The following is a 14,857-nucleotide window of genomic DNA, read 5'->3' as shown; positions in this document are numbered from 1 at the left end:
CCTCATTGATACCGCAGATGCGTCACGTCCCCGGCGGCGACAGACGTCACGGCCGGATCCCCGGCGGACTCCACGGTGAGCCGCCCGTCGTCGTCCACCCCCGTCGCCCGGCCGAGGAGCTCGCCGCCGCCCGGCAGCTCGACGCGCACGTCGCGCCCGATGGTCGCGCAGGTGCGCCGCAGCTCGTCGACGAGGCCGGCCGCCCGGGCGTCGCCGTCGGCGTCGACCCACGCGCGGTAGCGGGAGCGGAACGCGGCCAGGTAGGCGGCGAGGATCGCGTCCACGTCCGGATCCGCCACGCCCGCCAGCCGCAGCGACGTGGACGTCGCCGTGGGCAGCTCCGCCTCCTCGAGCGTGAGGTTGAGCCCCGTCCCCACGACGAGCCGGCCGGGCGCGACGAGCTCGCCGAGGATCCCCGACGCCTTCCGCCCGTCGACGTGCACGTCGTTCGGCCACTTGAGCGTGACCTCGGCGGGCGCGGGCACGACCTCCCGCAGGGTCGCGACGAGCGCGAGCCCCGCGATGAGCGGCAGCCAGCCGGGGTCGAGATCCGCGCGGCCGGGTGCGCACAGCACGCTCACCGCGAGCGTCCGTCCGGGCGGCGCGATCCACGTGCGGCCCCGACGCCCGCGCCCCGCGGTCTGGTCGAGGGTCAGCAGGACCGACCCGTCGGGCCAGGCGGCGGGGTCCGCGGACGCCCGCCGCGCCAGCTCGTCGTTGGTCGAGCCGACGGTGTCCAGGGCGACGAGGCGCGGGCCTGCGAGGCGGCTGAGCGGGAGGTCCATGCCGTCACCGTACCGAGCGGATCAGGAGGACATGGCACCCGGGACGCCCCCTCTTCTGTGCGTGGTCCACAACGGCGGCGCCCATGGCCGCCGGTACAGTGAGGCGGGTGACTGCACACGAGCCAGACGAGGACGCCGGCGCCCCGGACATGTACACGACCGCCGGGAAGCTCGCCGACCTGAAGAGGCGCTACCACGAGGCCGTCACCGCGAGCGGCGAGGCCGCCATCGAGAAGCAGCACGCGCGGGGCAAGATGACCGCCCGCGAGCGCATCGACCAGCTGCTCGACCACGGGTCCTTCGTGGAGCTCGACGAGTTCGTCCGCCACCGCACGCACGCCTTCGGCATGGACGCGAAGCGGCCCTACGGCGACTCCGTCGTCACCGGCACGGGCACCGTCAACGGCCGCCAGGTGGCCGTGTACTCGCAGGACTTCACGATCTTCGGCGGCTCGCTCGGCGAGGTCGCGGGCGAGAAGATCATCAAGGTCATGGAGCTCGCCATCAAGACGGGCGTCCCCATCATCGGCATCCTCGACTCGGGCGGCGCCCGCATCCAGGAGGGCGTGGTCGCGCTCGGCAAGTACGGCGAGATCTTCCGCCTCAACACGCGCGCGTCGGGCGTCATCCCGCAGATCTCGCTCATCATGGGCCCGGCTGCCGGCGGCGCCGTGTACTCCCCCGCGCTCACCGACTTCGTGATCATGGTCGACAAGACCAGCCACATGTTCGTCACCGGCCCCGACGTCATCAAGACCGTGACGGGCGAGGAGGTCGGCTTCGAGGAGCTCGGCGGCGCGCTCACGCACAACCGGGTCTCGGGCGTCTCGCACTACCTCGCGAGCGACGAGGACGACGCGCTCGACTACGCGCGCACGCTCCTCGGCTTCCTGCCGGACAACAACCTCGCCGAGCTGCCGGAGTTCCCGCGCACGGCCGACCTCGAGATCACCGCGCAGGACCTGCGGCTCGACACGATCATCCCGGACAGCCCGAACCAGCCGTACGACATGAAGACGATCATCGAGCTCATCGTCGACGACGGCGAGTTCCTCGAGACGCAGCCGCTGTTCGCGCCGAACATCATCGTGGGCTTTGCGCGCGTCGAGGGCCGCTCGGTCGGCATCGTCGCGAACCAGCCGAACGCGATGGCCGGCACGCTCAACATCGAGGCGGGCGAGAAGGCCAGCCGGTTCGTGCGGTTCTGCGACGCGTTCTCCATCCCGATCCTCACGCTCGTCGACGTGCCCGGCTACCTGCCCGGCACCGACCAGGAGTGGACGGGCGTCATCCGCCGCGGCGCGAAGCTGCTCTACGCGTACGCCGAGGCGACCGTGCCGCTCGTCACCGTCATCACACGCAAGGCCTACGGCGGCGCGTACATCGTCATGGGCTCGAAGCAGCTGGGCGCCGACATCAACCTCGCGTGGCCGACGGCCGAGATCGCGGTGATGGGCGGCCAGGGCGCCGTCAACATCCTCTACCGCGGCGAGATCAAGCGCGCCGAGGCCGCGGGCGAGGACGTCGCGGCCGTGCGCACGCGGCTCGCGAACGAGTACACGTACAACGTGGCGAGCCCGTTCCTCGCGGCGGAGCGCGGCGAGCTCGACAACGTGATCCAGCCGGCCGCCACGCGCGCGTCGGTCGTCAAGGCGCTGCGGGCGCTGCGCACCAAGCGCGCCAGCCTGCCGCCGAAGAAGCACGGGAACATCCCGCTGTGAGCGACGCGCAGGCGACCCCCGGCGACGGCAGCGGCTCCGGGGCCGCCGCGGTCCCCGGCATCCGCGTGCTCGGCGGCGCCCCCACCGAGGAGGAGCTGGCGGCGGTCACCGCCGTCATCGCCGCCCTGGCGGCCCGGCCCGGCGTCGAGCGGTCCGTGCGCCGCGCTCCGGACGCGTGGCAGCGCTCCCAGCGGGCCGTGCGCGGCACGCTCGTGCCGGGGCCCGGACGCTGGCGCGGCTTCTCGGCCTGACCCTCCGCGCGCGGCGTGAGGGACCGCATTCGCCACAGCCTGTGTCCTCCCAAATGACGACTTGGCCAGCCCGTCCTGGTCCGTGAGACTCGTCCTGCTGGGGGGCCCGCATCGCGGGTCAGTCAACACGGCGTCGTCCAACTGTGGTGAGCAGACGACGCCGGGGGGCGGATCATCCTGGTGCTCGGGTCACCGGGATGACCGGAGAGGCGCGGGGCGGACGGTGCAGGCACCGGCCCCGCGCCTCTCAGCACAGCGGCCCTCGTCCCGCCGCTCGCCGTCGCTCGCCGATCAGGTGCGCGGCCGCGGGATCTCCAGCCACAGGTCGACCTCGTCGTCCAGGTCGTCGCTGCCGAGGAGGCTCGCGCTGCCGTCGCCCGCGACGCTGAGGCCCACGACCGTGATCGCCGTGTCGGACCCCTCCGGCACCGTGCGGGCGATGATCTTGTCGGCGTGCGTGTCGCGCAGGGCCGCGGCCAGGCGGTCGAGGACCACGTCGCGCGTGGCGTCGTCGAGGTCGTCGATGCCGCCCTCGTCGAGGAGCGTCACGACCGTCCCGCGCCGGCGGGCGAGCATCACCTGCTCCCGCACGGCGTCGTTGAGGAGCGTCCGGCCGCGGATCTCGTCGCGGATCGCGCCCTCGAGGTAGAGGCACTCCTGCCGCTCCTCCGGCGACAGGTCGCCGCCCGTCTCCACGATGCGGCGGAGCATGGGGACGGCCATGCGGCTCGTCTGGCGGAGCCGGAACTGGCGCTCGTAGAGGTGCGCCTCCTGCGCGGCCTGCCAGTCGGCCGCCTCGCGCTCGGCGCGGTGGAACTGCCGGGCGTCGCGCGCGGCCTTCGCGAGGGCGTGCGCGAGCACGTGCGAGACGGCGACCCAGAGCGCACTGCCCGTCACGCCGTAGGCGACGAGACCGGCCGGGCCCGCCCACAGCACGGTCTGCACGGCGAGGATCACGATGCCCGACCAGGCGAAGCCCTGCCGCCGACGGGCCGACGTGATGGTCATCAGCGTCCCGACGGCCGCGATGTGCCAGGTGGAGAAGGGCCGGGTGTCCCCCGCGGTGAGCTGGCTCGTGACCAGGACGGGCACGACGATCGCCACGGCCAGGTTGAAGGACGCGAGCCACACGGGCATGACCGTCGGGCTCGTCGGCCAGAGGCTCATGACGGTGGCGACGAGGTAGAGGACCACCGCGACGAGCGTGACGGCCGGGTCCGCGGGCGCCGCGATCGCGACGAGGGCGAGCACCACGTGGTACGCCGAGAACAGGGCCGCGAGGCCGAGGATGATGGAGCGCGGGACGACGATCACCGGTCGCCCCCGTCGCGGTCGTCGGGGGTCGTGCCCGCGACGTGCGCGTCCGCGTCGATGGGCCGGGCTCCCGCGGCGCCGCCGCCGTCGGCGGGCGCCGGCCAGCGGATCCGCACGGCCGTCCCCTCCCCCGGCGCCGAGTCGATCGTCACGAGGCCGCCGGCCTGCGCCACCCGCTCCTTGATGGACACCCGGAGGCCCAGGCGCTCCGTGGGGATGCGGCGCTGGTCGAAGCCCGCGCCGTCGTCCACGACGTCGATGGCCACGCCCTCGTCGCCGTGGCCCGCGATCACGAGCTGGCGGGTGATGGTCTCGGCCGAGGTGCCCGCGTGCTGGAGGCTGTTCATCATCGCCTGCACGGCGGCGGAGTAGACCGCCTCGGCCGTGGCGACGGGCACGGTGCGCGTCCCGAGGTCGCGGGTCTCGAGCACGAACGGGGCGGACAGGGCCGACGCGGCGTCCACGATGCGCTTCGCGACGGCGCGGAGCGGCACGGACGCGTCGTCGTCCGTGCCCTGCTCGGCCGTGGCGAGGTGGCCCATGGCGTTGGCGGCCATCGTGGCCGCGAGGGCGCGGCCGGGCGGATCCGCGGTGCGCGCCGCCGAGAGCAGCGTCGTGAGCACGCTGTCGTGCACGATCGCGTCCACCTGCACGCGCTCCACCTCGGTGGCGTGCTGGCGCACCGCGTGCGAGTAGCGCGTGAGCGCCGTGCCCTGCGCCCAGTCGACGCCGAGGGCGGCCTGGCGGAGCACCGTGACGATCATGAGGACGGATCCGCCGAGGATGATCGAGTAGAGCACCTGGAGGAACGAGTCCAGCGGCGTGATGACGCCCTGGCGGACCAGGACCTCGAGGGCCCCGAGGAGGAGCGGCACGGCGACCGTGTAGATCACGGCGATCCAGAGCCGGAAGGCCATGGCCGCGCACGTCGTCGCGACCGTCAGCTCCTGGTAGAGGAACGGCTGCGGCGTGGTCGCGCGGGCCGCGGGCTCGATGGCGAACGGCCACGTCGCGAGGGCGAGGACGAAGAGCACCGCGACGGTCGCGTGCGCGGGCACCACGCCGCGGCGGAGGACGCCCGCGATGCACGTCCACACCAGGCCGCCGAAGAAGAGCACGAGGAACGCCAGGTTCCAGGCGGGGCGCATGCCGCTCAGCTGCTCGCTGATGACCTGCACCGACTGCAGCGCGAAGAGCAGGCCGAACGCGCCGGCGCCGCGGCCGAGGATCGTCTCGATGCGGGCGAGGCTGATGGGGTTGTCGGGGGTGCGCGGCGGGGCCCCGGCGAGGGCGCGCGTCACGGGTGCCGCCGTCGGCGGCGGGCTGGCCGGTGGCCTAGCGGGCATCGCCGCCGTCCTGGTCCAGCCCCGGGAGGATGCCGTCCTCCACCGCGCGGCGGAGCAGGTCGACCTTGGTGGGCGCCGGGCGGCCGACCTCGACGTACTTCACGCGGATCCGGTCGAGGTACTCGCGGGCCGTGCTGTTCGCGATGCCGAGCTGCTGGGCGACGAGCTTGAGCGGCAGGCCGGATGCGTACAGGTGGAGCACGTCGCGCTCCCGACGGCCGAGCTGGGCCTTGGCGAAGTCGCGGTCCGCGTCGATGGCGGTGGCCCACTCGAGGTTGTTGAGGACGTCGCCGCGGGCGACGGTGGCCACGGCCGCCATGACGGTCTGCGTGGCGGACGACTTCGGGATGACGCCCGCGGCGCCGGCGGCGAGCGCCTCGCGGACGCTGGCGACGCGGTCGGCGATGCTGTGGACGAGCACCGCGGCGCCCGTGCCCTGCGCGGCCTTGACGTTGTCGGTGACGGACGAGCCGTCGCCGAGCGAGAGGTCGAGGACGACGACGTCGCACTCGCGTCCGACCAGGCCCTCGACGAGCTCGCGGGCGTTCGCGGCGGCGAGGATGAACTCGTACCCGGCGTCGAGGCACGCGGCCTTGAGGCCGAGGCGCACCGACTCGTGGTCGTCGACCACGGCGACGCGGACGGGCGGTCGGGTCTCGGCCGCCGGATCGGATCCCTGCGTGGTCTCGGTCATCCGGATCCCCCTCGTTTCGTGCTGCCGTCGATCGCCGACGGTCCCCTCGCCCACTGTATCTCCCGGCGGACCCGGCCCCGGGCGGCGGCGCCCCTCCCCGGGCGCGCCCGACCGGATCCCGGGTCAGGAGGCGGCGGGCACCAGCACGGCGACGCTCTCGACGTGGTGGGTGTGCGGGAACAGGTCGAACGAGCGGACGGACCGCAGCTCGTAGCCCCGCTCGGCGAAGAGCGCGACGTCGCGGGCGAGCGCCACCGGGTCGCAGGCCACGTAGACGACCTGCGCGGGGTGCAGCTCGGCGAGCGCGTCCACGACGGGCTTCTTGGCGCCCGCGCGCGGCGGGTCGAGCACGACGGTGGCGCCCTGGAGGCGTCGGCGCTCGGCGGGGCTCGCATCGCGGACCAGCTGCTGGAGGTAGCGGTCGACGCGCGCGGTGAGCGACGCGGCGCCCACCCACTCGGCGAGGTTGTCGCCCGCGAACTCGGTGGCGACCTCGTCGCTCTCGACGCTCGTGATGCGGACGGTGTCGCCGAAGCGGTCGCCCACCGCGGCGGCGAGCAGCCCGACGCCGCCGTAGAGGTCGAGGTTCGCGGCGCGCGGGTCGAAGAGGGCCTCGTCGATGGAGGACTGCACGGCGTCGTAGAGCGTCTCCGCCGCACGGCGGTGCACCTGCCAGAAGCCGCCCGCCTCGAGCCGGAACTCGCGGTCGCGGACGCGCTCGGTGATCGTGTCGCGACGCTGCGGCTTGCCGTCGATGAGGAGCATGCGCACGTGGCCGTCGGCGGGCGCGACGAGGTCGATGCCCTCGACGCCCGGGAAGCGCTGGCCGAAGGGCGCGGCGCCGTTGACGCCGGCGGTGGCGAGGGGCAGCGACTCGACGGGGATCACGCGGTGCGAGCGGGAGGCGTACGGGCCGACCAGCCCGTCGTCGCCGACGTGGAGGCTGACGCGCGTGCGCCAGCCGAGGCCGTCCGCCTCGTCGTCGCCGGGGAGCGCCTGGACCTCGACCTCGCGGTCGACGCGCGCCATGCGGGAGAGCGAGTCGACGACGACCTGCCGCTTCAGCTCGCGCTGGTGCGCCAGGTCGATGTGGCCGAGCTCGGCGCCGCCGACGCGGTCCTCGGGGGCGCGGTCGACGGAGGCCTCGGCCCACACGTGCGGCCGGCGGTGCGGCGACGCGTCGAGGACCTCGACCGTGTCGGCGCGCCAGAACGACTTCTTCTGGTCGTCCGTGATGCGCGCGCGCACCCTCTCGCCGGGGATCGCGTCCGAGACGAAGATCACCCGGCCGTCGTGCCGCGCCACGGAGACTCCCCCGTGCGCGATGTTGGTCACGTCCACCTCGACCTCGCGGCCCACCTGCTCACCCATCCCGCAACCCTGACACACGCCGGGGCGGCCGGGGGACGCGGGGATCCGCGGACGCGCGTGCCACCATGGCCGCGTGACCACGCGCCTGCACCTCGCCTCCACGTCCCCCGCCCGCCTGGCCCTCCTGCGATCCGCGGGCATCGAGCCCGTCGTGCTCCCCTCCGACGTCGACGAACCCGCCGCGGTCGCCGCCGCCGAGGCGCGCCAGGGGCCGCTCGGACCCGAGGACATGGTGCAGCTGCTCGCGCGCGCCAAGGCCGAGGCGGTCGTGGGGCAGCTCGTCGCGGGCGCGCCGATCACCGGCCTCGTGCTCGGCGGCGACTCGGCCTTCGAGATCGACGGCGTCGTGCACGGCAAGCCGCACACCCCGGAGCGCGCCACGGAGCGCTGGCGGGCGCAGCGGGGCCGGGAGGGCCGGCTGCACTCGGGGCACTGGCTGATCGAGGTCGCCGACGGCCGCATCGTGCGCGGCATCGGACGCGCCGCGGTCGCCGACGTGCGCTTCCGCGCCGACATCACGGACGCCGAGATCGACGCCTACGTCGCCACGGGCGAGCCGCTCCTGGTCGCCGGGTCCTTCACCATCGACAGCCTCGGCGCGGCCTTCATCGAGCGGATCCAGGGCGACCCGAGCACGGTCGTCGGCCTGTCGCTCCCCACCCTCCGCGGGCTCGTCCGCGAGCTGGGCACGCAGTGGACCGCCCTGTGGAACCGGCAGGGCGCGGTCGAGGCGCGCCTGCTCTGAGCGGCGTCCGCGCGGGCGGGCCTCAGCCCATCCCGAGGACGTCGATGCGGTCGGCGAGGTAGGCGGCGAGCCCCCGCGTCTCGTGCGCGGCCGGCCCCCACTGCACGCGCAGCTCGCGCCCGCGCAGGGACAGCGGACCGGATCCGCGGGCGAGCGACTCCGCGTCGAGCGCGATGGGCTCCCAGTCGTAGTCGACGGCGTCGCCCTCCGCGAAGGCCCGCACCGCCTGGCGCCTGGCCTCCTTGCGCGCCTCCACGCCGGAGTCGAGGCCCTGCGACCGCGTGGGCTCGACGGCGCGCGTGATGCGCCCCGTCCGGCGCAGGGATCCGTCGGCCGACAGCAGCAGCACGCCGAGCCGCCACGCGCGTCCCACCGGCACCATCGCGGGCTGCCGCTTGAGGGGACCGAACGACCGCTTGGCGCGGATCTCGGCGAGCGCCTCGTCGGGCGCGCGACGCGCCTGCAGCTCGGTCACCGTGCGGGCCAGGAGGGCGGCGAGCTCGGCCGCCGCGGCCCGCGCGTCGTCGTCGCCGCCGGAGCCGGATGCCGTCATCCCCCGATCATGCCAGGGCCGCGCCGCGCTCGGTCCTTTGTGGACGCGCGTACCCGTCGGGCCCGCATGTCTGTGCCGACCCTCCGAAGCCGGGTGCGATCCAGACCCTAGGCTGGGGTCCCATGACGCGTGTGAACAAGGTCCTCATCGCCAACCGGGGCGAGATCGCCGTCCGCATCATCCGGGCGGCGAGGGATGCGGGGATCGGCTCGGTCGCCGTCTACGCCGACCAGGACCGCGACGCGCTGCACGTGACGCTCGCCGACGAGGCGTACGCGCTCGACGGGCGGACGAGCGCCGACACCTACCTCGTCATCGCGAAGCTCCTCTCGATCGCGCGCCGCTCCGGCGCGGACGCGGTGCACCCGGGATACGGCTTCCTCGCCGAGAACGCGGACTTCGCCCAGCAGGTCATCGACGCCGGGCTCGTCTGGATCGGCCCCTCGCCGAGCGCCATCGAGCAGCTCGGCGACAAGGTCACCGCCCGCCACGTGGCCGAGCGCGTGGGCGCGCCGCTCGCGCCCGGCACGCTGAACCCCGTCTCCGGCGCGGACGAGGTCCTCGACTTCGTCGACGTGCACGGGCTCCCCGTCGCCATCAAGGCGGCCTTCGGCGGCGGCGGCCGCGGCCTCAAGGTCGCCCGCACCCGCGAGGAGGTCCCGGAGCTCTTCGAGTCCGCCACCCGCGAGGCCGTCGCGGCGTTCGGCCGCGGCGAGTGCTTCGTCGAGAAGTACCTCGACCGCCCGCGCCACGTCGAGACCCAGTGCCTCGCCGACGCGGCCGGCAACGTCGTCGTGATCTCCACGCGCGACTGCTCCCTCCAGCGCCGCCACCAGAAGCTCGTCGAGGAGGCGCCCGCGCCCTTCCTCACCGAGGAGCAGAACGCACAGCTCTACGCCGCGTCCAAGGCGATCCTCCGCGAGGTCGGCTACGTCGGCGCCGGCACGTGCGAGTTCCTCGTCGCGCAGGACGGCACCATCTCCTTCCTCGAGGTGAACACGCGCCTCCAGGTCGAGCACCCGGTCTCCGAGGAGGTCACGGGCATCGACCTCGTCCGTGAGCAGTTCCGCATCGCCGCGGGCGGCCTCATCGACTACGACGACCCGGCGCCGCGCGGCCACTCGTTCGAGTTCCGCATCAACGGCGAGGACCCGGGCCGCGGCTTCTTCCCCGCCCCCGGCCCCGTGCACGTGTTCCAGGCCCCCGGCGGCCCCGGCGTGCGCGTCGACTCCGGCGTGCGGGCGGGCGACGAGGTCTCGGGCGCGTTCGACTCCCTGCTCGCGAAGCTCATCGTCACCGGATCCAGCCGCGAGGACGCGCTCGAGCGCTCGCGCCGGGCCCTCGACGAGTTCGAGGTGCAGGGCCTGCCCACCGTGCTGCCCTTCCACCGCGCCATCGTGCGCGATCCCGCCTTCGCGCCCGCCGCGGGCGCGCCCTTCTCCGTCTACACGCGCTGGATCGAGACCGAGTTCGACAACACCATCGAGCCGTGGTCCGGCGTGCTCGACGACGCCGCCGAGGCGCCCGCGCGGCACACGGTCGTGGTCGAGGTCGGCGGCAAGCGCATCGAGGTGAGCCTCCCCGAGGACCTCGCCCCCGCGGCCGGCGGATCCTCGTCGCGTCGCGGGGCCGCGGCTCCCGCGCGCCGCACGCAGGGCGGCCCCGTCGACACGTCGGGCGGCGGATCCGTCACGTCGCCCATGCAGGCCACCGTCGTCAAGCTCGCCGTCGAGGAGGGACAGCAGGTCGTCAAGGGCGACCTCCTCGTGGTCCTCGAGGCGATGAAGATGGAGCAGCCGCTCACGGCGCACCGCGACGGCGCCGTCACCGGGCTCGCGGCCGAGGTCGGCCAGACCGTCCCGTCGGGCCACCGCCTGCTCGACATCGTCTGACGCCTCCTCGCCGCACGACGACGGCCGGTCCCCGCGGGGGCCGGCCGTCGTCGCGTATGGGGCGCCGGGCGCCGGGAGGTTCAGAGCACGATGTGCATGGCGCGCGCCGCGTCGGAGATGCTCCCCGACAGCGACGGGTAGACCGTGAAGGCGCGCGCCACGTCGTCGACCGTGAGCCGGTGCTCGACCGCGAGGGCGAGCGGGAAGATCAGCTCGCTGGCCTTCGGCGCGACGATGACGCCGCCGATGACCGTGCCCGAGCCGGTGCGCGCGAACAGCTTCACGAAGCCGTCCTTGACGTTCTGCATCTTGGCGCGGGGGTTCTGCGCGAGCGGCAGCTTGTAGATGTCGCCCTGCGCGAGCCCCTCCTCGATCTGCTTCTGCGACCAGCCGACGGTCGCGATCTCGGGCTGCGTGAAAATGTTCGACGTCACGTTGCGCAGCTCGGTGGGGTTCACCGCGTCGCCCATCGCGTGGTAGACCGCCGTGCGCCCCTGCATCGACGCGACCGACGCGAGCGGGAGGAACGTCGTGCAGTCGCCCGCCGCGTAGACGCTCGGCACGGAGGTGCGGGCGACGCGGTTGACGCGGATGTGGCCGGAGTCGCTGAGCTGCACGCCGGCCTCCTCCAGGCCGATCCCCGCGGTGTTCGGCACGGAGCCGACCGCCATGAGGCAGTGGCTGCCCTCCACGACGCGGCCGTCGCTGAGGGTCGCGACCACGCCGTCGCCCTGGCGGACGACCGACTCGGCGCGGGACTTCGAGAGCACGGTCATGCCGTTGCGCGTGAAGACGTCCTCGATGACGCGGGCGGCGTCGGCGTCCTCGCCGGGCAGCACCTGGTCGCGGGAGGAGATGAGCGTGACCTTCGCGCCGAGCGCCGTGTAGGCCGAGGCGAACTCGGCGCCCGTGACGCCGGATCCGACGACGATGAGGTGCTCGGGGACGGTGTCCATCGTGTAGAGCTGGGTCCAGGTGAGGATCCGCTCGCCGTCGGGCTTCGCCGTCTCCAGGATCCGGGGGCTCGAGCCCGTGGAGATGACCGTGGTGTCGCAGTCGATCTCGTCGAAGTCGGTGCCGCGGCGGCCGCGGCCGGTGGAGACGACGATGCGGTTCGGCCCGTCGAGCCGGCCCTCGCCCTGCACGATGCGGACGCCCGCGCGGATGAGGCTCGACTTCATGTCCTCCGACTGCTGGCGCGCGAGCCGCATCAGCCGGTCGTTGACGGCCTGCAGGTTCACGACCACCTCGGGGCGGACGGGACGACGGGATCCCTCGCCGCGCGAGTAGAACTGCACGCCCAGGTCCGCGGCCTCGCCGAGGGCGTTGGTGGCCTCGGCCGTGGCGATGAGGGTCTTCGACGGGACGACGTCGGTCATCACCGCGGAGCCGCCGATGCCGATGCGCTCCACGAGCGTCACCTCGGCGCCGAGCTGGGCTCCGGCGATGGCCGCCTCGTATCCGCCCGGGCCCCCTCCGAGAACGGCGATCCTCTGGTTGGCCTCGAACTCGTATCCCATGCGCACATCATCGCGCAGGCCCGGGCCCCGCGCGAACCCGCGGGCGGTCGCCGTGGTGGCCCGGGCCGCCCGGGCGCGCGCATTTAGGATCGGGGCATGACCTACAGCAACCCCCTCGAGTCGCCCGACGCCGATCCCCGGGAGATCGCACGGCAGGCGGCCCGGCAGATCGCCGAGCTCACGGGCGTCGAGCGCCACGACATCGCCCTCACGCTCGGCAGCGGATGGGGCCGCGCGGCGGACCTCATCGGCGAGACCACCGCGACCATCCCGGCCACCGAGGTCGTCGGCTTCTCGAAGCCCGCGCTCGAGGGCCACGTCGGATCCCTGCGGAGCGTGCTCCTGCCCTCCGGCCGCCGCGCCCTCGTCATCGGCGCGCGCACCCACTACTACGAGGGCCACGGCGTCCGCCGGGTCGTGCACAGCGTGCGCACCGCGGCCGCGACCGGGGCGACCACGATGATCCTCACCAACGGCGCGGGCGGGATCAAGGAGCACTGGACCCCGGGGACGCCCGTCCTCATCAGCGACCACATCAACCTCACCGCGGACTCGCCGCTCGAGGGCGCGACGTTCGTCGACCTCACCGACCTCTACTCCGCGCGCCTCCGCGCCATCGCCCACGAGGTCGAGCCCGACCTCGACGAGGGCGTCTACTGCCAGTTCCGCGGGCCGCACTACGAGACCCCGGCGGAGGTGCGGATGGCGAGGGCCATCGGCGGCGACATCGTCGGAATGTCCACCGCGCTCGAGGCCATCGCCGCGCGCGAGGCCGGCATGGAGGTGCTCGGCATGTCGCTCATCACCAACCTGGCCGCCGGGATCCAGCAGACGCCCCTCAGCCACGAGGAGGTCATCGAGGCCGGCCGCGCCGCCGAGGGCCGCATCGGCGGGATGCTCGCCCGCATCGTGGGCGCCCTGTGAGCCGCGAGGAGACCGCGGCGCTCGCGGCCGCCGCACGCGCCTGGCAGGCGCAGGACCCGGATCCCGTCACGCGCGCCGAGGTCGACGCCCTGCTCGCGCGCGTCGAGGGCACCGGCCCCGCCGCGGACCGCGAGGCCGCCGCGGACGACCTCCGCGACCGCTTCCAGACCCGCCTGCAGTTCGGCACCGCGGGCCTCCGCGGCGAGCTCGGCGCGGGCTCCAACCGCATGAACCGGGTGCTCGTGTCGCAGGCGGCGGCCGGGTTCGCCGACTACCTCCGCAGCCGCAGCCCCCGGCCGAGCATCGTCATCGGGTACGACGGACGGCACAACTCGCGCGTCTTCGCGGTGGACACCGCGCGCATCATGGCGGGCGCCGGCGTCCGCACCGTGCTGCTCCCCCGCGCCCTGCCCACCCCCGTGCTCGCCTTCGCGGTGAAGCACCTCGCGGTGAGCGCCGGCGTCATGGTCACGGCCTCGCACAACCCCGCGCGCGACAACGGCTACAAGGTCTACCTCGGCGACGAGGACCACGGGTCGCAGATCGTCAGCCCCGCCGACCGCGACATCGCCGCCTTCATCCACAAGGCCGCCGGCGAGCGCACCGTGCAGCAGCTGCCCGTGGCGGACGACTACGAGACGGCGGCCGAGTCGGTGATCGACTCCTACGTGGAGCAGACGGCGGGCCTCTTCGCGGCCCCGCTCTCCCCGCTCACCTGGGTCTACACGCCCCTGCACGGCGTGGGGTGGGAGACGGCGGCCCGCGTGTTCGACGCGGTCGGCGTCGACCGGCCGGTGCTCGTCACCGAGCAGGTGGATCCCGACCCCGACTTCCCCACCGTCGCCTTCCCGAACCCGGAGGAGCCCGGCGCCCTGGACCTCGCGTTCCAGGCCGCCGTCGCCTCCGACGCCGAGCTGATCATCGCCAACGACCCCGACGCCGACCGCCTCGCGGTCGCCCTCGCGGACGAGCACGGCGCCTGGCGCCGCCTGTCGGGCAACGAGGTCGGCGTCCTCCTCGGCCTCGGCATCGCCGAGCGGTACGCCGCCGAGGGCAAGACGGGCACGTTCGCCTCGAGCCTCGTCTCCTCCCCGGCGCTCGCGGTCGTGGCCCGCGAGCTCGGGTTCGGCTACCGCGAGACGCTCACGGGCTTCAAGTGGATCTCCCGCGCACCCGACCTCATCTACGGCTACGAGGAGGCCCTCGGCTACCTCGTGGCGCCGTGGATCACGAGCGACAAGGACGGCATCTCCGCCGCCGTCGCGGTGCTGCACGGCGTGATGCTGCTGAAGTCGCGCGGCCAGACCATCGACGACTACGACCGCGCGTTCGCCGAGCGGTTCGGCTCGTTCGCGAGCGACCAGATCTCGGTGCGGGTGACCGACCTCGCCGTCATCCCGCGCATCATGGCGAAGCTCCGCCAGTCGCCGCCCTCCTCCATCGGGTCGCGCCGCGTGGAGCGCATGGACGACCTGGCCGAGGGCTTCGGCGACCTGCCGCCGAGCGACGTGCTGCGGTTCCACCTGGGCGACGGCGCGCGCGTCATCGTGCGGCCGAGCGGCACGGAGCCGAAGGTCAAGGTCTACCTCGACGCGCAGAGCACCGCGGGCACCGTCGCCGAGCGGCGGGACGCGGCGCGCGCCATCGTCGCCGACATGGCGCAGGCCGTCCCCGCGCTGCTCGAGGTCTAGCGGGACTCCGCGGGTCGCCCGACGGCCCGCGGATCCGTCGCCACTTGCAC

General features: G+C 74.1%; 13 protein-coding genes. 6 read left to right on the top strand and 7 right to left on the bottom strand.

Annotated elements, in window-relative coordinates:
- Positions 1 to 2: 2 nt before the first annotated feature.
- Positions 3 to 785: a biotin--[acetyl-CoA-carboxylase] ligase gene (locus ACT7CP_RS04795; protein WP_445443570.1), complete on the bottom strand. Its 783-nt coding sequence runs from the start codon at positions 783 to 785 to the stop codon at positions 3 to 5.
- Positions 786 to 934: 149 nt separating this feature from the next.
- Between ACT7CP_RS04795 and ACT7CP_RS04790 the strand changes: the two genes are divergently transcribed.
- The gene (locus tag ACT7CP_RS04790) at positions 935 to 2,506 is read left to right on the top strand and encodes an acyl-CoA carboxylase subunit beta (protein WP_413964104.1); all 1,572 of its coding nucleotides are present in this window, start codon (positions 935 to 937) and stop codon (positions 2,504 to 2,506) included.
- Entirely contained in the window at positions 2,503 to 2,757 is a 255-nt protein-coding gene (locus ACT7CP_RS04785) for an acyl-CoA carboxylase subunit epsilon (RefSeq protein ID WP_445443569.1), read from the top strand. The genes ACT7CP_RS04790 and ACT7CP_RS04785 overlap by 4 nt, the downstream gene beginning before the upstream one ends.
- A 291-nt stretch (positions 2,758 to 3,048) precedes the next feature.
- Here the strand turns inward: ACT7CP_RS04785 and ACT7CP_RS04780 are convergent, their stop codons facing one another.
- From ACT7CP_RS04780 to ACT7CP_RS04765, 4 genes are all read right to left on the bottom strand, one after another.
- A complete protein-coding gene (locus tag ACT7CP_RS04780; protein WP_413963857.1) occupies positions 3,049 to 4,071 on the bottom strand; it encodes a hypothetical protein in 1,023 nt (340 codons plus the stop codon).
- On the bottom strand, positions 4,068 to 5,372 hold the full coding sequence (locus tag ACT7CP_RS04775; RefSeq protein WP_445443568.1) for a sensor histidine kinase: 1,305 nt from the start codon (positions 5,370 to 5,372) through the stop codon (positions 4,068 to 4,070). The genes ACT7CP_RS04780 and ACT7CP_RS04775 overlap by 4 nt, the downstream gene beginning before the upstream one ends.
- Before the next feature lie 34 nt (positions 5,373 to 5,406).
- Positions 5,407 to 6,111, bottom strand: a complete 705-nt coding sequence (locus ACT7CP_RS04770; RefSeq protein ID WP_413963855.1) for a response regulator transcription factor — start codon at positions 6,109 to 6,111, stop codon at positions 5,407 to 5,409.
- A 123-nt stretch (positions 6,112 to 6,234) separates the two neighbouring features.
- Positions 6,235 to 7,482 carry a class I SAM-dependent RNA methyltransferase gene (locus ACT7CP_RS04765; RefSeq protein WP_445443567.1) on the bottom strand — a complete coding sequence of 416 codons (1,248 nt, stop codon included), beginning with the start codon at positions 7,480 to 7,482 and terminating at the stop codon, positions 6,235 to 6,237.
- Positions 7,483 to 7,555: 73 nt separating this feature from the next.
- Here ACT7CP_RS04765 and ACT7CP_RS04760 point away from each other — a divergent pair, with 73 nt between their 5' ends.
- On the top strand, positions 7,556 to 8,227 hold the full coding sequence (locus ACT7CP_RS04760) for a Maf family protein (protein ID WP_445443566.1): 672 nt from the start codon (positions 7,556 to 7,558) through the stop codon (positions 8,225 to 8,227).
- A 22-nt stretch (positions 8,228 to 8,249) separates the two neighbouring features.
- On the opposite strand, the gene ACT7CP_RS04755 is transcribed toward ACT7CP_RS04760, so the two are convergent.
- Positions 8,250 to 8,780, bottom strand: a complete 531-nt coding sequence (locus ACT7CP_RS04755; protein ID WP_445443565.1) for a hypothetical protein — start codon at positions 8,778 to 8,780, stop codon at positions 8,250 to 8,252.
- A gap of 122 nt (positions 8,781 to 8,902) precedes the next feature.
- On the opposite strand from ACT7CP_RS04755, the gene ACT7CP_RS04750 reads away from it, so the two are divergent.
- Complete coding sequence (locus ACT7CP_RS04750) at positions 8,903 to 10,672, top strand: acetyl/propionyl/methylcrotonyl-CoA carboxylase subunit alpha (protein WP_445443564.1); 1,770 nt, start codon at positions 8,903 to 8,905, stop codon at positions 10,670 to 10,672.
- Positions 10,673 to 10,752: 80 nt separating this feature from the next.
- Here ACT7CP_RS04750 and ACT7CP_RS04745 read toward each other — a convergent pair whose 3' ends face one another.
- Complete coding sequence (locus ACT7CP_RS04745) at positions 10,753 to 12,192, bottom strand: NAD(P)H-quinone dehydrogenase (RefSeq protein ID WP_307502849.1); 1,440 nt, start codon at positions 12,190 to 12,192, stop codon at positions 10,753 to 10,755.
- A gap of 96 nt (positions 12,193 to 12,288) precedes the next feature.
- Here ACT7CP_RS04745 and ACT7CP_RS04740 point away from each other — a divergent pair, with 96 nt between their 5' ends.
- Entirely contained in the window at positions 12,289 to 13,116 is an 828-nt protein-coding gene (locus tag ACT7CP_RS04740; RefSeq protein WP_413963849.1) for a purine-nucleoside phosphorylase, read from the top strand.
- On the top strand, positions 13,113 to 14,807 hold the full coding sequence (locus ACT7CP_RS04735; protein ID WP_445443563.1) for a phospho-sugar mutase: 1,695 nt from the start codon (positions 13,113 to 13,115) through the stop codon (positions 14,805 to 14,807). Before ACT7CP_RS04740 ends, ACT7CP_RS04735 begins: the two co-directional genes overlap by 4 nt.
- The last annotated feature ends 50 nt before the right edge of the window (positions 14,808 to 14,857 follow it).

This window comes from Clavibacter rahimiani (assembly GCF_052654495.1).
This window is presented reverse-complemented; position numbering and strand designations above follow the sequence as displayed.